This is a genomic window from Parabacteroides sp. ZJ-118 (assembly GCF_011038785.1).
Taxonomy (GTDB): domain Bacteria; phylum Bacteroidota; class Bacteroidia; order Bacteroidales; family Tannerellaceae; genus Parabacteroides.
Map to the genome: position 1 here is coordinate 40,328 of NZ_JAAKDT010000011.1, position 20,242 is coordinate 60,569.

Genomic DNA, 20,242 nt, shown 5'->3' on the forward strand with positions numbered 1-20,242 from the left:
CCATCATTAAGGCCACAAAGTAAGTAATTTTTTCCGTAACTATAGAAAGTTTTGTATATTTACGACGTAAATCGTTAGTGTCTGCGCAAACAGTATAATTTAAACAAGATAATACCATGAAATCAGAAGAAATCTCACGCCGCTCGTTCTTGAAGCGAGCGTTAACCTTATCGGCGGTATCGGCTATCCCGTCATTCTGGACACCCGCGCACGGACATGTCCTACCTACTTCCCCGCTAATCAGCGCCAATGACCGGGTAAATATAGCGTTCATCGGCATCGGACAACGAGGGGGCGAGATCGCCAAGGAATTGTATAACACAGGCCTATGTAACGTAGTAGCTCTCTGCGACGTGGACATGGGAGCCCCGCACACGCAAGAGCTTATCAACATGTTCCCGAAAGCGGCCCGTTTTCAGGACTTCCGCACAATGTTCGACCGGATGGCGGACAAGATCGATGCCGTAAGCGTAGGCGTACCGGATCATTCCCACTTCCCGATCACGATCGAGGCGATGGCACACGGCAAACATGTATATGTAGAGAAACCGATGGCCCGCACGTTCCAAGAAATAGAGATCATGATGCGTGGGGCCAAGAAATACGGCGTTGTCACCCAAATGGGTAACCAAGGACATTCCGAGGCGAACTATTTCCAATTCAAGGCATGGAAAGAAGCTGGTATCATCAAGGACGTGACAGCGATCACCGCTCACATGAACAACTCCCGCCGCTGGCACGGCTGGAACCCGAACATTAGGCATATGCCTATGGGAGAGCCGGTTCCCGCCACGATGGATTGGGATACTTGGATCGGTGTGGCTCAATATCACGATTACAACCATGATTATCATCTGGGGCAATGGCGTTGCTGGTATGATTTCGGAATGGGTGCGTTAGGGGACTGGGGCGCTCATATTCTGGATACGGCGCATGAGTTTCTGGATCTGGGGTTACCTACGGAGGTAAATCCGCTCTATTTGAAAGATCATAACCCGTTCTTCTTCCCGATGTCGTCCACCCTTTTGTTTAGATTCCCGGAAAGAGGGAATATGCCGGCCGTGGATATCACTTGGTACGATGGGCTGGACAATATCCCCGCCGTACCGGAAGGTTACGGCGTATCGGAGCTTGATCCGAACATCCCGACCGTAGCCGGCGGCAAGATCCAACCGGCGAAGTTGAACCCGGGTAAGGAAATCTACTCGAAAGAATTAACCTTCAAGGGGGGATCTCACGGGAGCACCTTATCTATCATCCCGGATGAGAAAGCGAAAGAGATGGAATCCCGCTTACCGGAAGTACCGAAAAGCCCGTCTAACCATTTCGCGAACTTTTTGCTAAGTTGTATGGGTAAGGAGAAAACCCGCTCGCCGTTCTCTATCGCCGGCCCATTGAGTCAGGTATTCTGTCTCGGCGTATTGGCTCAGCGTTTGAACCGCAAGCTCGTCTTCGACCGTGACACGAAACAGATCACGAACGATCCGGAGGCGAATAAGATGCTGTGCGGAGTACCACCTCGCAAAGGATGGGAACAATACTATACCATTTAATTCAAACCTGGAGAATTGAAAGTTATTTGTTTATCGCTTTAGCTTTCAATTCTCCCCTATGATCTAGTCACCCAAATCGCCCTATTCCTTTCTTTCTGATTCTTTTTATGGGTAAATCGTGACAACGACATCCCCAAGATCGGCCAAACCAGAAGCCAAGAGGAGCCATGAAACGCGCTTTTAGGTGGAAATATCCCCACTTTCAGGCGCAAAAGGTGGCAAAAGCCTACACATTTAGTCGCGTTGAGCAACTTCCAACGCTGCCGTTGGGCATTGTAAACCATCATGAATAGGGTTGTCAACAGCCGTGAATGGGCATTGTAACCTCGTTAGAACCCAGTCGTAACCCAATGGAATCGCCCAAAGAAGTCAATGGATACGCTTTCGGATGAATGATTTTCGCTAGAATGAAAGGGCGCTTTTCCGTATATGATTAAAGATGAATTGATTAAATATATTTTAACGTGAATTTGAAGAGTCCCTGTCCCTTGGCCCGGAATAATCGATTCTCCGGGACTTTCGTTTACAAAATGTCAAAACCTAGTCGACATAGCTAATCATCATGGAAAAGTGAGGCGCCGTTCGTATGTTGTCAGCCAAATTATCAAAGAAATAAAATAGAATTTGCTATATTTACACCCTGTTAGCAATCTGTCGCAATAGCGTTGTGTAGAAAGAACTGGATTTTTTATGAGACCGGAAGATAAAGAAGACGATTATATCGAGGATAAGGGAAAAGGGGACGCACGTGTCACGACCTATCATTTGTCTGGGATGTACCAGAACTGGTTCCTGGACTACGCTTCCTACGTGATCTTGGAACGGGCCGTTCCGCATATCAACGATGGACTGAAGCCCGTACAACGACGTATCCTGCACTCCATGAGAAGGTTGGATGACGGGCGGTATAACAAGGTAGCGAATATCGTGGGTCACACTATGCAGTTCCACCCTCACGGAGACGCCTCTATCGGAGATGCCTTGGTGCAATTGGGACAAAAGGATCTATTGATCGATTGCCAAGGGAACTGGGGTAATATCCTGACGGGAGACGGAGCCGCAGCTCCCCGTTATATAGAGGCTCGCCTTTCCAAGTTTGCCTTGGAGACCGTATTCAATCCCAAGACAACCCTTTGGCAGCTTTCTTACGACGGACGTAATAAGGAACCGGTTACCTTGCCGGTAAAATTCCCTCTATTGCTGGCACAGGGTGTGGAAGGTATCGCCGTAGGCCTGTCTTCCAAGATACTTCCTCATAATTTCAATGAGTTATTAGACGCTTCCATCGCCTACCTACGGGGAGAGGAATTCGCGTTATACCCGGATTTCCAGACAGGCGGCTCTATCGACATAGCCAAATATAATGATGGAGAACGAGGCGGATCGGTAAAAGTCCGCGCGAAAATCAGCAAGCTCGATAATAAGACATTGGCGATCTCGGAGATCCCGTATGGAAAAACGACCTCTATCGTGATCGAGTCCATCCTAAAAGCGAACGATAAGGGGAAGATCAAGATCAAGAAGGTAGACGATAATACCGCCAAGGATGTTGAGATCTTGGTGCATCTCGCTCCGGGAGTCTCTTCAGACAAGACCATCGATGCCCTATACGCCTTTACGGATTGTGAGATCAGTATCTCCCCGAACTGCTGTGTGATCAAGGAGGGCAAGCCGCATTTCCTTACGGTCAGCGATGTGCTCCGCCACTCCACGGATCGTACGCTGGAGCTTTTACGGGAAGAACTCAAGATCCAGAAACAAGAGCAAGAGGAGGCCCTGTTCTTCGCCTCCCTGGAAAAGATATTTATCGAGGAACGCATTTATAAGGATCCGGAGTTCGAGAACGCTAAAGACATGGACGAGGCGGTATCTCATATCGATCTTCGTTTGGAGCCGTTCAAGCCTCAATTTATCCGTGAAGTCACCCGGGACGATATCTTGAAACTCATGGAGATCAAGATGGGACGCATCTTAAAGTTCAACTCCGACAAGAGTAACGAGTTCATCGCCCAGACCCTGGAACAAATCGCCAAGATCAATGATAAGCTGGAACATATCGTCGACTATACCATCGATTGGTTTGCTATGCTGAAAGAGAAATATGGCAAGGCTTACCCTCGCCATACCGTGATACGCAATTTCGACACGATCGAGGCGACCAAGGTCGCGGAGGCGAACGAGAAATTGTATATCAACCGTCAAGAAGGTTTCATCGGCATGGGACTGAAAAAGGACGAGTTCATATGCAACTGCTCGGATATAGACGACGTCATCATCTTCTATCGCAACGGTACTTATAAGATCGTTAAGGTAGCGGATAAGATCTTTATCGGTAAAGATACTCTATATGTCAACATATTTGAGCGTAATGACAACCGCACCATCTACAATGTCGTATACCGGGACGGCAAGTTCGGATATAATTACATCAAACGCTTCGCCGTCACAGGCGCTACACGCGACCGGGAATACGACCTGACCAAAGGTACGGAAAACTCCCGTGTCCTTTACTTCAGCGCAAACCCGAACGGAGAGGCGGAGACCGTCAAGGTAATCCTGAAACCCAAACCTCGGCAGAAACTACTCGTCTTCGAGAAGAACTTCAGCGAGATAGCCATCAAGGGACGCGGTTCTCAAGGTAATATCCTGACGAAAGCGGAAGTACACAAGATCAGCCTCAAGCAGAAAGGCTCTTCCACCTTGGGCGGACGGGAAGTATGGTTCGACTGGGACGTACTCCGGTTGAATTACGATGGACGGGGAGAAGAGCTAGGCGAGTTCCACAGCAACGATCAAATATTAGTGATCCTGCCGAACGGCGATTTCTACGCCACGAATTTCGATCTTAGCAATCACTACGAGTCCAATATTATGGTCATCGAGAAATACCGGCCGAGCAAGATATGGACTGCCGTATTATACGACGCAGATCAGAAATATTATTACATCAAGCGATTCCTGTTGGAGGTAAACACACGGAAGCAGAATTTCCTGGGAGAGAATCCGAAGAACCGCTTGATGTTGCTTACGGATGAGGTCTACCCTCGTATCGAGGTGATCTTCGGAGGCCATGATGCCTTCCGGGAAGCGCTTGTCCTCGATGCTGACGAATTTATCGCGGTGAAAGGCTTCAAAGCCAAAGGTAAACGAATCTCCACATTTGAGATTGAGACCATCAATGAGCTGGAACCAAATCGCTTCGTCCCTTCCGAAAACGCACCAGAATCAGGCGATGCCGAAGCCAATGAGGCCGGCAGCGATACTGACGACGGGCAGAGCGACACGGATATTATCGATGAAATTACGGGACAGATGAAATTGTTTGACAAATAACCTATGAAAGCTATTACCTGTTTAATCGGTTTGCTCCTGCTGTTTATCGCGTCACCGGCCAAGGCCCAGTCCGGTGGAAGCGAGATCCCTTGGTCTATCAACAGCGGGACGATGATCGGTATAGGAAGTTACAACCTAATGGACACCTACTTGTCTCCCAGCATGGAAGATAAGAACTATACAGGCCCCGGATTACGGGTAATGAATGAACGGATGAAAAGGGTCCGGCTGGCAAACTATCAGGTATCCAGGCAGCAAATCATAAGTGTCGATCTGGCGAACACGGATAATGCAGCCTCTACCGCTACGGATCTCGCGGGTTTTATTGATTATACGCTGGGATACCATTATCATTTGCCCGCGGTATTGCCGGATTTAAAGCTTCTGGCGGGTGGTGCCGTGCATGGCATGGGTGGTTTTATTTACAATACCCGCAACGGGAATAACCCGGCCTCGGCGAAAGCGGATATCGATTTGAACATCTCCGCCATGGCGATCTATAAGTTATGCGTCAAGGAATATCTCATGACGCTACGCTACCAGTTCACGATCCCCTTCGCCGGTATTTTATTTTCCCCCCATTACGGGCAATCGTATTATGAGATCTTCAATCTGGGGAACGCCTCGGGAGTGGTACAATTCAACTCCTTCCATAATAAATTCGCCATGAAGAACTTTTTCACGGTTGATTTCCCGGTTTGTGATTTCACGATACGGGCAGGTTATCTAAACAGCTCTTATCGTACGGATGTCAATGGGATACAGTCTCATATGATCTCTCACTCTTTTATGATCGGCCTCGTGAAAGAATTTATCGCTTTCGGAGGAAAGCGCCTAAAGAATACCCAGCAGGCCAGAAGCGCTTATTATTAAAAGGAAATCAAATGAAACGATACCTTACATATATATGTATATCTCTCGGATTCCTGTTTGCCGGATGTGAGAAATCAGACGAATACGTAGCCTCCCCACAGGAGAATTTTGAGGCACTCTGGAAAATATTGGATGAGAATTACTGCTTCTTCGAATACAAGGAGATGGATTGGAACGAGGTTCACGACCGCTATAAAACGCAGATAAGCGATACGATGAGCCAATACGTCTTATTCGACGTATTAGGCAACATGCTAAACGAGCTGAAAGACGGGCATACCAATTTGATATCTACCTTCAATATGTCCCGCTATTGGGATTGGTACCTCGATTATCCGGAAAACTTCGACTCGGACATACAAGAGAATTATCTCGGAAGGGACTACTCAATCGCCGGAGGACTTAAATACACGACATTGTGTGACGGGCAGATCGGGTATATTTACTACGGTAGCTTTTCCAGTTCGGCCGGCGAGAGCGGTTTGGATCATATATTCTATCAATTCAAGGATTGCAAAGGCTTGATCTTCGATATCCGGGATAATGGCGGAGGTATGTTATCAAACGCCGATCGCATCGCTTCCCGTTTCTTGGAGGAAAAGATACTGACCGGCTATATCCGGCATAAGACAGGTAAAGGACACCATGACTTTTCCGAACCTTATCCCCTCTATCTCTCACCTTCCGAGCGTATCCGCTGGTTGCGTCCTGTCGTGGTCTTAACAAACCGCCATTGCTACAGCGCCGCCAACGATTTCGTACAGAAAGTACGCATGATGCCTTATGTAACGACGATGGGGGATCGTACCGGAGGCGGTAGTGGTTTCCCCTTCAACTCCGAGTTGCCCAACGGCTGGGGTGTCCGTTTCTCCGCATCTCCCATGCTGGACGTAAACAAACAGCATACAGAATTCGGTATCGACCCCACACACAAGGTATCTATGACCCAAGAAGATATCGAGAAAGGTAAAGATACGATTATCGAGGCGGCGATCGCCTACCTCTTGTCAAAGACTGAGGAGGGATAAGGATAAGGCTTCGCTAAAAAACAGTATTTTTATCCAGCCCGCATAAAAGTCGCCGTTTTTATGTAATTTTGCCCCGTAGACAGATCTAGATTCGATGAGAGAATTTATAGATAAGTTCAACGCCATGGCCAAGAATAAGTTTTATGTCGTATGGAAAGGGTTAAACCCGGGAATCTATGATAACTGGGCGGAATGCAAGGCACAGGTAGAGGGGCAAGAGGGGGCCAAGTATAAATCCTTCGAGAACCGGGAGGAGGCCGCCAAAGCCTTCGAGGCCGGCTATACCCGTTACCTGAAGACTGCCTCTTCTCCGAGAGCCGCGGCCCGTCTCGCGCCGGGAGCCCCGATCGGGAGGCCCATCAATGAGAGTCTTGCCGTAGACGCCGCCTGTAGCGGCAATCCTGGGAATATGGAGTACAGAGGTGTTTATACCGCTACCGGACAAGAGATCTTCCATATCGGCCCGCTGCAGGAGGGTACGAACAATGTCGGGGAATTCCTCGCCTTGGTACACGGCCTCGCCTTGCTGCAGCAAAAAGGAAGCGACCTACCGATCTATTCGGATAGCCGCAACGCCATCAACTGGGTCAAGAAAAAGAAATGCAAAACGCTATTGGAGCGTAAACCGATCAACGAACCGATCTTCGACCTCATCGAGCGGGCCGAGAAATGGTTGAACACCCACACCTATACCACCCGGATCCTCAAATGGGAGACATCCGTATGGGGAGAGATCCCGGCAGATTTCGGAAGGAAATGATTACCTGTCAAAAACAACGGGTATAAGCCAAGGAAAAGCTATCATACAAATAATCTTGTATTCCATGCTTATAACCAAACGAAAGGATGTTCTTCTTTATCTCATAGCTTAACGTAGAACGTAAAACAATCGGTCGATCCCCATTGCCTTTATACCCTCGGATACCGGAGCAATCCCAACTCAGCGAAAGTCCTTTGAAACAACCGCTCAGACCAATCCCATAGCAAAAGGCATCATTTTGACGATGTATCAAATCATTGGTCATCCAGCAGTAAAAGCCTGCCAGCCCCTGCAAACGGACCCAGGCAGATCGAGACGTATCTTCCCACAACATCCGGCCAGCCTCAGCCGTAAACCAATAAGCGGCCGCATCCGTAAATCGAGCGTCACATAAACGCCCGCCACTCGCCGTCTTCAAATTCACACTCACGACGACATCCGCCCAGCGCTTGTTTCGCAACACTTGGTAATAACAATTGACGATTACATCGCCGAAACAACGAATAGGCGAACTTGTCTCCACCGCATTACGCTCGTCGCGCACAGCCTCCGAAGTCTTATACCATTCCTGTATCACGCCGCTCACCACCACACCCGCACGTCCCTGCGCGATAGGTACATAAACACGAGCGAAAATATCTTTTGTCTGATCGCCCGGCATCGTATGATACTCGCCGCGCAACTCCAGCTCCCAACGGTCGGACAAATCCCCCCCCGTCAGCACCGGAAGCGGAAAAGCGTTCGCCCCGAAATAACGAGGTGAATAAACCAGCAGAGCGGTCTTATCCCGCCAACTTTCCGCCCCCGCGGGGAAAGATATATATAGGCTTAAAATAAACAAAAGGACAATCCTCATCCACATAACAAGCACCCTCTTTTAAATTATCGCCTCAACAAGGCAAAACGCACACCAAAAATCAGATGACTCAGCTATCGCTCCACTTTTGGGTGTGTAAAAGTAAACATAAAAATCTTAAATCAAAATTTTCTCAAGCCTAGCCATAAGAAAATTAATGTTTTTAGTTATGTTTGTTCCCCACAAAGATATTCTATTCAATATACAAGGTAACGTGAGTTTAGTAAAAGTAGTCATACCGATTTATAAGGCGACCTTTTCAAAAGAAGAAAGGCTCTCTCTCTCACAAGCATACAAAATCTTAAAGGCATATCCTTTGGTAGTTGTCAAACCAGAGTCACTGGATTTGTCGGAGCTGGCGAATACACATCCGGCCATTACGTTCGTCTCATTTCCCGACTTCTACTTTAAGGGGATCAGTGGCTACAACCGATTGATGTTATCAAGCGATTTCTATGAGCGTTTTCTCGATAGCGACTATATCCTCATATATCAACTGGACGCCTATGTCTTCTATGACGCTCTGACGGATTGGTGCGGACAGGGGTATGATTATATCGGAGCTCCTTGGTTACAACGTAAAATATACCAATACCCGATCTTATCCGGTATCATGCGCCTGATACACGCTTATCATAAATTCCGGGGAGAGCCATCCAAGCAAGATTTATACAACAAAATAGGGAATGGAGGATTATCCCTCCGGAAAACAGCCAGCCATTACCGTGTGACACAGGAGCAAAAAGAGCGTATCCGCTTTTATCTGGCACAAAAGCGTCATCACCTATATAATGAGGATGCATTTTGGGCCACAGAAGCCGAAAGGTTCCTGTATCCATCGGTCCAAGAAGCACTCCGCTTTGCCTTCGACAAATACCCGGACTTATGTTTCAAAATGAATAACAAGCAATTGCCATTCGGATGCCATGCTTGGTATAAACGAAAAATGAGAAATTTTTGGACACGTTTCATCCCTTTTCAACCAAGTATTATGCGCGCAAAGAGACGGTCATCAAGCTAGAAAGCGATCGCCCGCACATCACCGAATGGAGTTCCCGGTCGAAAAAAGCACGTTAAACGCCTACATCTCGAACTTCACGGGATGTTTTCTAGCGTACCGATGCCAAAACGTTTTCCGATAACGGAGCACGAGCCTTACGCATCTTTCCCTATCTACCCGTAAGGTATCCGCATAACTTTCCGCCAAGATGCGGAAAGCGGCTTCCCGTCCCCATATACGGGCGAAATTAGCACACCCTCGCCTCAAAGAGACAGCGCCAAATGACATCCGGTTTATGTCGATCAGGACAAAACGAACTCCTTTACAGTCCCTACGATATAAGATATTTCCCGGAGAGTAGTCTTTATGATAAACCCCTTTTTGGTGCAAATGGGCTGTATACCCCCCCAAAGCCTGAAAAACATCCTCATTTTCTACCAGCGGACCTTGACTGATCTCATACAAGGTATGGTAAGAGGCCGGAACCTGGATACTGATAAAATAACTCCATCCCAACACCCCTCCCTCCTTACATAGGATATAAGCGACCGGCTCCGGGGTCTCTATTCCCTTCTCCAACAATCGCAAGGCATAGGTATAGGCCCGCCTCGCCTTCGAGGGACGAAACAGGGTATATACCAAGCGATTCAAAGGATGAGGCCTCTTAAACCGCTTGACATTTAAGACCTGCCCCTCGACATCAAAAGTTTTTATCAAATTCCTGCCCACATAAATGATCGTGCCTTCCTGCTCAAAGAGGCTCGGAATACGATGTATGAAATCGCTTAGATACGCATATTTCGGATGGATCACAATCTTCATAAAGAAAGTTCTATCTTTTCAACGATCTGCTCCGGCGTGATCTCGGACATACAGGCCCAATCTCCCCGGTAACAGGGCTTTTGGCCGAATACGGAACAAGGGCGACAAGGCAGATCCAACTGCTGGATACAATCTTTCGGATCTTGATGATATCCGTAAAATCCAGCATAAGGATGGGTAGCGCCCCAAATAGAAAGTACCCGCGTACCGACCAAGGAGGCGAAATGCATATTGGCAGAATCCATACAAAGCAACAGATCCAACCGGCTGATCAAGGCCAGCTCATGATCCAAGGCATATTTACCCGCCACGCTTTTTACCCGGGGATGTTCAAAAGCCCATTGCTCCAGGACAGCCTCCTCGTAACCGCGACCACCAAACAGAAAGATCGTAAGATCCTCTCTCTCTGAAAGCTTGGCCACGACTTGCTCCATCTCATCGACCGGATAAATCTTTCCCCGGTGCTTGGCGAAAGGGGCGATGCCGATCCATTTTCCGGTCTTCATTCCCGCAAGAGGTTCCAAGGCGGATAAATCCGGCGCGGAGGACTCAAACAGCGACGTAAATGTCTCCATATAATTAAGTCCGGCGTTACGGAAAACATCCGCATAACATTCAATCACCGGGCGAAGTTGTTTAAATTGCTTATGCTCCGCGTCGGTCAACCGCGCGCGGTCTTTCCGGGCCTTATCCACGACAAATACCCGCTTGCCGTTCAAGCGGAAAAACGTGCGGATGATCATGGTTCGCAATACGTCATGCAAATCCAGTACCAAGTCGAAATCGTACTTTACCAGCGCAGAGGTAAAACGGAGCAACCCCGCCAAATTCTTCTCCGTGGTCTTCGTATTAATACCGATCACGTTCACGTTCCCAGGCCGATTCATAAATACCGGGACCAAGAAAGCTTGTGTCAATACCGTAAAAGAGTCCTCCGGGTTCGCCTTGGCAGCGGAATAGATAACAGGAACGGTCATCGCCACATCCCCGATAGCGGAAAGTCGTATTACTAATATGTCTGCCATTATTTCTTACCGTACAATACCGGATTCAAAGCCGGGTCGTTATACATCTTCATTTGCTTATATACTTTCATGTATTTCTTACCGTCACGAATATCAGACAGTAATTGATCCAACGCCGAAGACAAGTCCTGTTTTTGCTCCACCAGCACCGCTAGTTTCTGCTCGCAACGGGCCTTATGCTCGGTTGTGGCATCCGAACGGTTTGCCTCCTCGCGCATATGATAGATCTTTAGCGTAAGGATAGACAGACGGTCAATCGCCCAAGCCGGGCTTTCCGTATTAATCGTAGCGTCCGGCAATACTTTTACGCCCTTGTACGTATCCAGAAAGAAACTATCAATTAGCTCCACCAAATCTGTACGATCTTGATTCGATTTATCGATGTGGCGTTTGATAGCCAGCGCTTCCACCGGATCGATCTCCGGATTCCGGATAATGTCCTCCAAATGCCATTGCACGGCATCGATCCAATTCTTTAGATAAAGGTAAAACTCAATGCTTTTTACCGCATACGGGTTATGCACCGTGGAGTCTACGTCATCGGTCACGTGATAAGCTTCCGTAGCTTGCTCAAAAATCCGGAAACATTGTTCGCTGAAGTTCATAAGTTCAATTATTTTCTTTCGGTAACTACTTTGTGTGGCAAAGATAAAGATTCATTCAATAAATTCACCTAACTTCGCACGATTTATAAACGATACGTCCCCATGCATACTGATAAGATCGTCACATCCAGCTTTTGCTATGTATTAGCGGCGAATTTCCTGCTTTTTTTCGCATTTTATCTAATCCTGCCAATCTTGCCCTTTTATCTAAAGGAAGAATTCATGATCGGGAGGTCCATGATCGGGTTTATCTTATCGTGCTATACGCTGGCGGCGCTCTGTATCCGTCCATTCGCCGGATATTTGCTGGATACTTTCGCCCGCCGTCCCTTATATCTGGTAGCTTATTTCATTTTCACCGCCATATTCGGCGGGTACATGGTAGCCACGGCACTTACCCTCTTTATCGCCTTACGCATCGTACACGGTTTCGCCTTCGGCATGGTGACAGTGGCCGGAAATACGATACTGATCGATATCCTGCCCTCCTCCCGCCGCGGGGAAGGCATTGGCTATTATGGCCTAGCCAATAACATCGCTATGAGTTTCGGGCCGATGATCGGGCTGTTCCTGCAAGGGAACTTCACATACGACGTGATCTTTTCCTGCTCGCTGCTATCCGGAAGCCTTGGCTTTATCATGGCCTATATGGTCAAGACGCCTTATAAGCAACCGGTCAAACGAGAACCGATCTCCCTTGACCGTTTTTTCTTGGTGAAGGGAACTTGGGCGGGGATCTCCCTACTATTGCTTTCCATCCCCTACGGAATGACGACCTCCTATGTGGCCATGTATGCCGCCGAGATCGGGATCAGCATAAACTCCGGGCTCTATTTCACCTTCATGGCGATCGGGCTGGCTGTGTCTCGCCTGTTCTCCGGACGGCAAGTGGATAAAGGGCGGATCACGCTTGTTATCTCCCTCGGGATGTATTTGGCGGCGGCCACATTCTTTCTTCTCGCGGCGCTCAAGGAATTGATGCATTGGAATCCGGTATTTTCTTCTTACCTCTACATAGGTATAGCCCTCTCGCAAGGCGTGGCGTTCGGAACCATGTTCCCGGCTTTCAACACGCTTTTCGTAAATCTGGCGCCCAACAACCAACGGGGTACGGCCACTTCTACCTATCTAACTAGTTGGGACATAGGTATCGGTATTGGGCTGATGGCCGGGGGCGCCATCGCACAAGAATTGGGTGGGTTCAACCACGCCTACCTGTCCGGCGCTTGCCTTACGGTATTGTCCACCTTGTTCTTCTTACTAAAGGCGGGTCCCCATTTCAATCGGCACAAGTTAAGATAGACACCCTATTGTTAGTACATTACAGTTTCTACTAGGAGAAACTCCCTTCACTTGTATATCCCCTGTTTTTTACTTAATATCGCGTAACGATAATCAAGCGAATAAGATGAAAATAATAGCAGATAACACGGTCCCTTATCTAAAAGGGATCTTGGAGCCGATAGCGGACGTATCTTATTTGGAATCCAAGGATTTCACACCCGAGAACGTACGAGATGCTGATGCCTTGATCGTCCGCAGTATCGACAAATGTACACGCCACTTGCTGGAGGGCAGCCGTGTGCGTTTGATCACCACCGCCACGATCGGTTTCGATCATATCGATACCCGTTATTGCGAGGAGGTAGGCATTATCTGGAAAAACGCTCCGGGATGCAATGCCGTATCGGTCGGGCAGTACGTATTATCTTCCTTGATCCACACAGCATTACAACGAGGCGAGAGCCTAAAGGGCAAAACGATCGGGATCGTGGGAATAGGTCATGTAGGCCGTGTCGTGGAAAGGTTTTGCGGTGCCATGGGTATGCGGATACTCCGAAATGACCCTCCCCGGGCAGAGCGAGAAGGAGTGGAAGGATTCGTCCCACTGGACACGATCGCCGCAGAGGCGGATATCATCACCCTGCACGTCCCGCTGACCCAAGAGGGGAAATACCCGACCTATCATCTCGCCAATACGACCTTCTTCGGTAAACTTAAGCGAAAACCATGGTTCATCAACAGTTGCCGAGGAGCCGTATGCGATACCCTTGCTCTACTACAAGCCAAACAAATTGGGCTTGTGAGCGATCTGATTATCGATTGCTGGGAAAATGAGCCGGACATAGATCGCACGCTATTGTCCGAGGCCACGATAGCCACCCCGCATATAGCCGGCTTCTCCGCCGACGGAAAAGCCAACGGCACACGGATGTGCCTAGAACAGATTGAACGCCATCTAGGCTTACGGATCGAGGAGATAGGGCAAGTGGCTCCTCCCGCTCCTTCCAACGAGCAGATCGACCTCGACCAATTTCAAGGCCTCCGGATCGAACAGGCTGTCTTATCCACCTTCAATCCCATAGCGGTAGACCGGGCCTTGAGAGAGTCACCAGAACGGTTCGAATGGTTCAGGTCTCATTACAACCATCCTCGAGAGTTTAAAGCCTACCGGGTTTTACATGCCCGACCGGAAGAAATTCAAAAACTGAACGCACTCGGTTTTGGACTTAGTATAACACCCGAGACTATTTGACATAGCGACGAGGACGTTTTAATATAAAAACGTACAGGAACAAGGAAGATGTTTATTAAAAAACTCGCTATCTTTGTGATTCAATTATAACTCTTTACAAATGAAACAACAAGCGATATGGCGATAAAAATATTAAGCGTAGACGATGAGCAGGATTTGGAAGTATTGTTAACCCACTACTTTAGACGGAAAATCCGGAAAGGAGAATACGAATTCACATTTGCCCATAATGGACTAGAGGCATTGAAGTTGATGGTAGAAAATCCCGACTTCGATATTATCCTTAGCGACATCAATATGCCTGAGATGGATGGTCTCACCCTGCTCTCCAAAATCAACGAGCTTCGGAATCCCGCCCAAAAATGCATCATGGTATCTGCCTATGGCGACATGAAGAATATTCGTACAGCGATGAACCGGGGGGCTTTCGATTTCGCAACCAAGCCCATCGACTTGGACGATCTCTCCACGACCATCGAAAAAGCGGTCGAGCAAATCAAATATATCAAGGAGACGCAAAAAGAGCATTACCAGTTGCAATCCTTGCAAACCGATCTGGCTACGGCCGGAGAGATCCAAAAAGCGATCTTACCATGCAAGTTCCCGCCTTTCCCAGAATTAGAGAAGAGGTTGGATATTTATGCATCCATGACACCGGCGAAAGATATCGGCGGAGATTTTTATGATTTCTTCCGCATCAACGAGGACAAGATCGGTTTTGTCATGGCGGACGTCTCCGGAAAAGGAATCCCCGCGGCGCTTTTCATGGCGGTAAGCAACACCCTGCTCCGTTCCGTGGCCATGTCCGCGGAGACGACCAACGAGTGCATGAACGAGGTAAACCGGCTTTTATGCAAAGCGAGCGTAAACTCCATGTTCGTCACGATGCTATACGGTATCTTAAATCATAAAACCGGCGATATAGACTTTACCAACGCCGGACATAACCCCTCTTATATCTTGCGAGACAACGGAACAGTGGAACAAGTACCGCAACACACCAATTTCGTAGCGGGCGGGCTGGAGGGATTCGTGTATAAGAATGACTCTGCACATCTAAATCCCGGCGAGGCGATCGTATTATACACAGACGGAATAACCGAGGCGTTTAATACGAAAAACGAAGCCTTCGGCGAGGAACGCCTAGCAGACTCGCTCGCAGAATTGTATTACGAGGACTCCAAAACTATCATCGAGGAAGTTCATAACGATTTAGGCGATTTCATCGGTGATACGACCCAATCCGACGACATGACGATGCTTGTGATCAAACGTAAGAAAAACTAACACATGCCTTTCCTAAAGCGACATATCGGACTCACGCTATTCCTTTTGCTTTTATTGGCGGGAGGAGGGGTATCTGTGTATTCGCTTTGGAAAGAGAACCTGCGGCATAAACAAGAACGAGCCACCTTGATTGAGCAATTACGGCAAGCCACCGAGAGCCAGAAAGAAGCGACCATCACTCGCCGTATCAGTACACAATTGGAAGAAATAGCCTACCAGCAAAAGGAGATATCCGACATACAACGGCAAGAAGCGGTCAACCAAACCAAGATCGCCGAGGAGATGCGCAACCACGCCGAACTAGAGAAGGAAAAAGCAGTCATGGCTCAAGAAGCTGCTCTAGAAGCCTACAATCAGATGGAGGAGCAGAAGAAACTGGCGGAGATCCGTCGGAAAGAGGCGGTAGAGGCCCGGATGAAAGCGGACACATTGGCTCGATTGGCCTTGGGACGTTCGTTGGGCTCACAGGCCTCTACACAATATACGATCGGGAATAAGGAATTGGCCACCTTATTAAGTTACTCCGCATGGAAATTCACGTCTGAAAACAAAGGAGATATCTACCAACCGGCTATTTTCGATGCGTTGTCTCAAATTAGCGACCTATCCAAGCGCTGGAGGCTCCATGCCGGAGCGATCCGGGACATACAGGTTTTCCAAGATGCCCAAGGCTCGCATCTGCTCTCCGCCAGTCAATATGGAGAGTTATATGTATGGAAAATAGAAGGGAATCATTTATCGCAAGAACATTTTCTCGTGAGTAATTCCACTTATGATTTCCGGAAGGTCGTGGTAGATTCGGAGCACAAACAATATATCGCGCTCTCTTATCCGGACCTATTACTCGTCGTAAATAACGCCAATAAAAAGATAGAGCTTCCTTTGGGCATGAAAGAGCCAGTCGGTATGGAACAAATCGAGAACCAACTATTCATCGCCTATAAAAAAGGGGAGATCCAAAAGGCGAAAATCAATGACTGGAAATTTACGACGGTCTGCAAGCACCCACACCGTATCACGGCTTTTACCAAAAATGGGCTTGACATCATTTGGGGCGATGAGGAAGGTGGGGTTTATCAACTTGACAAGCAAGGAAACATTCGCTTGCTATGGGATTTGATCAAGCAACCGATCTCTTGTATGCGAATCGGCAAACAGACCGAGAGGTTAACAATCGGTTATAAAAACGGATTAGTGGCTATCGTAAATACCGCAACCAAAAACTATAAAGAGCTAGTCGGACATATCTCGCCCGTGACCGAGATCCGATTCTCCGGAGGGAAATTATTTACGAGCAGTTACGACGGCACGGTTCGTCTATGGAGCATCGATAATGAGAGTAAGATCGTCTCATCCATCGTGTACCAGCCTTCCGAGTGGATACATACATTCGTGATCAGAGAAAGCGGAGACTGGATCTTTACCGGCGACGAGAAAGGAAACCTCAGCTTGGTCTCTATCTCCCCAGACTATATGGCGGCGCAAATCCGGCAACATATATCCCGGAACTTCACGAGGGAGGAATGGGATTATTATATCGGTGAGTTAAATCAATATGAGACGTATAAATAATATATCGACACCCAAGTACACGATCATCCTATGGATCGTGTGGATAGGGACGCTCTTGCCGGCCCTGTCGCAAGAAGGTGTACCGTTTTTCCGGAATTATACCACCTCGGACTATCAGGCTCACAACCGAAACTTCGATGTAGTTTGCGACTCCTCCGGAATCGTTTATTTCGCCAATTTCGAGGGAATTCTTTATTTCAACGGGGAGGAGTGGAATAAGATTTTCACGCCCGGGATCTCACGAATCACATGCCTATATGTAGACCGGGAGAATCAAGTCTGGGTAGGCGGGCATAACTACATCGGTAAGATCACGAGATCCGAGAAGGGAAAACCGGTATTGAAGACCTATCTATCCGATCAAGAAACAGGCAATCAGCATCTCCGTATAGGTGAGGTAAGCCATATCGAAGAGGCCGAAGACTCCCTCTACTTTCTCACGCAAAGTTATCAGATCACGATCCGGAAAGATTCCCTCCTGTCCGCCCACCCTTTCGACGGTGCTACCCGCCTAGAGCCTACGGCCAAGCGGATCCGCCTATCCACTCAAACATGGGTGAGCACGAATGGCAATAACGGACTCATTTTCACGGATAACCACGGGAACACGCTATCCACCCTCATGGAAGAGAACGGATTGTGCAGCAATACGATCAACGATATAGAGACCGATCATAGAGGTTCCCTTTGGGGAGTGACCGACAACGGAATCTTCCGGGTAAACACACCCTCTTTCTATTCCAAATTCACCGAGAAAGAGGGCTTGAAAGGAGAGGTTACCACCCTATACCGATATAAAGGAGATTTCTACGCTGGAACCTTGCACGGGCTTTTCCGATACAATAAGGCTACCGACCGATTCGAGAAACAGCCCGCTATTGCCCAGTCCTGCTGGCAGCTGAAAGAGAGTCCGGGCGGAAGCCTGTTCGCCGCCACGAGCAACGGACTTTTCAAAATCAACGGACAACGAATCATACAGCTCAACGATTACAACACATTCAGCCTCGTATTCGATCCTACGGACCCGCAAACGATCTATACCGGAGAGATCGATGGAATCTTTCGTTTAAAAGGAGAACATAGAGAGGAAGCCGCAGATATAGAGAAAGCGATGAAACTGGAAGTCTCGGACCATTCTTTCTGGGCAGAGACTCTCTATGGAGAGATTTACTGGTTCGGGCCGGAACTGCCTGGTCCCGTTCTGCTGGATTCCTTACAAGGTTTAAAGGCGATCGGAGGTAATAAGCTATATCGTATCAACGGACATGTAGATGTGTTCTCCCAATATGGAATCCAACGCTGGAACCCATCCAACCAACAGTTCGAGGAGACACCCGCCCTTTTGGATTCCCTCATGGAGACGAATCACTGGTGGCCGGGTATTTACGCCTCCAGCCCGTCCGGACATGAGGAATGGATCACGAGAGGAGACGGCAAGGGCCTGGTGTCTTTCAATAACAAACAGATTGACCGGACAAAGAACCTGATGTTGGTACCGATCAAAGATCATATCATCCGTACACTTTACTTGGAGGAGAACGGTATCTCTTGGATCGGCGGAGATTTCGGGTTGATCAAGTTCGATCCGAATGAGCTGGACGGGGACTTCTCGCACCTGCCGAAGATACATATCCGTGGGATCCGCCTAGGAAATGACTCCACGTATTTTGAGGGCTATAACGGAGATATCCGGCAAATGACGACACTGCCGGTTCCCCGCTTCGGAAGTTCTATGAAAAACTTTGAGTTCTTGTTTACCTCCGATGCCAACGATCTGATCACCGAGGTGGAATACGCCTATTACCTAGAGGGATACGAAAGCAGTTGGAGCCCGTGGCAGACCGCCTGCAAAAAGGAATACACGAACCTATCATTCGGGACCTATACGCTCCACGTGAAGGCAAAAGATGCATTCGGCCGGGAAAGCGAGGAGGCGAGTTTTACCTTTACGATCCTGAAACCATTTTACCTAAAATGGTACAGCTTATTGGCGTATCTAGCCGCTTTGATAGTACTGATCTTACTATTCTCCAAATGGCGTACCCGCAAGTTATTGCAGGAGAAAATGCGTTTGGAGGAGACCGTGGAGCAACGTACACGCCAGATCCGCGAGCAAAGGGACGAGATCGCCGAGAAATCACAAAAGCTGGAGGTAGCCTTGCGGGAATTGGGTGAGGCGCAAGACCAATTGATCCGCCAAGAAAAGATGGCTACCGTAGCCAAGCTGACGCAAGGATTGATAGACCGCATCTTAAACCCGCTGAATTATATCATCAATTTCTCCCATCTTTCTACCGTCTTACTCAAAGACATGAAAGAAGACGTGGAGGACGAGGAGGAAAATATCGCGGAAGATAATTACGAGGATATGCAAGATATCCTGCGAATGCTGCATACGCACCTCACGAAAATAGAGGAGCACGGCAATAGTACCTCACGCATATTAAAGGCCATGGAGGAAATGCTATCTGAGCATAACTGCCATTTCCGTAAGACGGATATCAATAAGCTCATAAAGGACAATTTAGACACATTAAGGCAGTATTGCCAAAAGGAATTGCAGACATCCGAGATACAAATCGACTTCAGGCCACTGGAAACGCCATTGCCCATGGACGTAGACCCGTTGCTATTGGGCAAGGTATTGACGAGCATGATGCTAAACAGCGTTCATGCGCTTCGTAAAAAGAAGGAGAGAAGCGATTATAAAGCCCAAATGGAGATCCGTATAGAGCGCCAGGAAGACCATGCGCTGATCTATTTGCGCGACAATGGCATCGGTATAGAGGAAAACATATTGGATAAAATATTCGACCCGTTCTTTACGACGAAAACCACCTCGGAAGCCGCAGGCGTGGGCTTATACCTAAGCCGGGAGATTATCTTTAGCCATAATGGTTCCATACAAGTAAAATCGGAAAAAGACGAATACACGGAATTCATTCTGTCTCTTCCTACACATCAATCCTTAAAAATCAAGTAATTATGAGTG

The 20,242-nt window shown here is 48.1% G+C and carries 15 protein-coding genes; 11 read left to right on the forward strand and 4 right to left on the reverse strand.

Going from position 1 to position 20,242, the window contains the following annotated elements:
• Positions 1-116 precede the first annotated feature (116 nt).
• The 5 genes from G7Y39_RS05010 (at position 117) to G7Y39_RS05030 (ending at position 7,547) form a co-directional block, all read left to right on the forward strand.
• A complete protein-coding gene (locus tag G7Y39_RS05010; RefSeq protein WP_165155678.1) occupies positions 117-1,553 on the forward strand; it encodes a Gfo/Idh/MocA family oxidoreductase in 1,437 nt (478 codons plus the stop codon).
• Between the two features lie 690 nt (positions 1,554-2,243).
• On the forward strand, positions 2,244-4,886 hold the full coding sequence (locus G7Y39_RS05015) for a DNA gyrase/topoisomerase IV subunit A (protein WP_165155680.1): 2,643 nt from the start codon (positions 2,244-2,246) through the stop codon (positions 4,884-4,886).
• Positions 4,887-4,889: 3 nt separating this feature from the next.
• A complete protein-coding gene (locus G7Y39_RS05020) occupies positions 4,890-5,759 on the forward strand; it encodes a DUF3316 domain-containing protein (protein WP_165155682.1) in 870 nt (289 codons plus the stop codon).
• 11 nt (positions 5,760-5,770) lie between these two features.
• Positions 5,771-6,787 carry a S41 family peptidase gene (locus G7Y39_RS05025; RefSeq protein WP_165155683.1) on the forward strand — a complete coding sequence of 339 codons (1,017 nt, stop codon included), beginning with the start codon at positions 5,771-5,773 and terminating at the stop codon, positions 6,785-6,787.
• A 124-nt stretch (positions 6,788-6,911) separates the two neighbouring features.
• Positions 6,912-7,547 (forward strand): viroplasmin family protein, encoded by a 636-nt coding sequence (locus G7Y39_RS05030; RefSeq protein WP_165155707.1) that lies wholly within the window; start codon positions 6,912-6,914, stop codon positions 7,545-7,547.
• 7 nt (positions 7,548-7,554) lie between these two features.
• Here G7Y39_RS05030 and G7Y39_RS05035 read toward each other — a convergent pair whose 3' ends face one another.
• A complete protein-coding gene (locus G7Y39_RS05035; protein ID WP_370520357.1) occupies positions 7,555-8,418 on the reverse strand; it encodes a hypothetical protein in 864 nt (287 codons plus the stop codon).
• Positions 8,419-8,719: 301 nt separating this feature from the next.
• Here G7Y39_RS05035 and G7Y39_RS05040 point away from each other — a divergent pair, with 301 nt between their 5' ends.
• A complete protein-coding gene (locus G7Y39_RS05040; RefSeq protein WP_241159963.1) occupies positions 8,720-9,424 on the forward strand; it encodes a DUF5672 family protein in 705 nt (234 codons plus the stop codon).
• A 60-nt stretch (positions 9,425-9,484) separates the two neighbouring features.
• Here the strand turns inward: G7Y39_RS05040 and G7Y39_RS05045 are convergent, their stop codons facing one another.
• From G7Y39_RS05045 to G7Y39_RS05055, 3 genes are read right to left on the reverse strand one after another with little or no spacing between them, the layout of a single operon-like run.
• Positions 9,485-10,225 carry a lipopolysaccharide kinase InaA family protein gene (locus G7Y39_RS05045; RefSeq protein WP_165155686.1) on the reverse strand — a complete coding sequence of 247 codons (741 nt, stop codon included), beginning with the start codon at positions 10,223-10,225 and terminating at the stop codon, positions 9,485-9,487.
• Complete coding sequence (locus tag G7Y39_RS05050; RefSeq protein WP_165155687.1) at positions 10,222-11,250, reverse strand: glycosyltransferase family 9 protein; 1,029 nt, start codon at positions 11,248-11,250, stop codon at positions 10,222-10,224. Before G7Y39_RS05050 ends, G7Y39_RS05045 begins: the two co-directional genes overlap by 4 nt.
• A complete protein-coding gene (locus tag G7Y39_RS05055; protein WP_165155688.1) occupies positions 11,250-11,855 on the reverse strand; it encodes a DUF4254 domain-containing protein in 606 nt (201 codons plus the stop codon). Before G7Y39_RS05055 ends, G7Y39_RS05050 begins: the two co-directional genes overlap by 1 nt.
• A gap of 102 nt (positions 11,856-11,957) precedes the next feature.
• Here G7Y39_RS05055 and G7Y39_RS05060 point away from each other — a divergent pair, with 102 nt between their 5' ends.
• The 5 genes from G7Y39_RS05060 to G7Y39_RS05080 all read left to right on the forward strand — a co-directional run bounded on the left by G7Y39_RS05060 (position 11,958) and on the right by G7Y39_RS05080 (position 20,233).
• Positions 11,958-13,157 carry an MFS transporter gene (locus G7Y39_RS05060; RefSeq protein ID WP_165155689.1) on the forward strand — a complete coding sequence of 400 codons (1,200 nt, stop codon included), beginning with the start codon at positions 11,958-11,960 and terminating at the stop codon, positions 13,155-13,157.
• A gap of 106 nt (positions 13,158-13,263) precedes the next feature.
• Positions 13,264-14,391 carry a 4-phosphoerythronate dehydrogenase PdxB gene (pdxB, locus tag G7Y39_RS05065; protein WP_165155690.1) on the forward strand — a complete coding sequence of 376 codons (1,128 nt, stop codon included), beginning with the start codon at positions 13,264-13,266 and terminating at the stop codon, positions 14,389-14,391.
• A gap of 117 nt (positions 14,392-14,508) precedes the next feature.
• On the forward strand, positions 14,509-15,678 hold the full coding sequence (locus G7Y39_RS05070; RefSeq protein ID WP_165155691.1) for a PP2C family protein-serine/threonine phosphatase: 1,170 nt from the start codon (positions 14,509-14,511) through the stop codon (positions 15,676-15,678).
• 3 nt (positions 15,679-15,681) lie between these two features.
• Positions 15,682-17,250, forward strand: a complete 1,569-nt coding sequence (locus G7Y39_RS05075; RefSeq protein WP_165155693.1) for a hypothetical protein — start codon at positions 15,682-15,684, stop codon at positions 17,248-17,250.
• The gene (locus tag G7Y39_RS05080; RefSeq protein ID WP_165155695.1) at positions 17,234-20,233 is read left to right on the forward strand and encodes a sensor histidine kinase; all 3,000 of its coding nucleotides are present in this window, start codon (positions 17,234-17,236) and stop codon (positions 20,231-20,233) included. The genes G7Y39_RS05075 and G7Y39_RS05080 overlap by 17 nt, the downstream gene beginning before the upstream one ends.
• Positions 20,234-20,242: the final 9 nt, after the last annotated feature.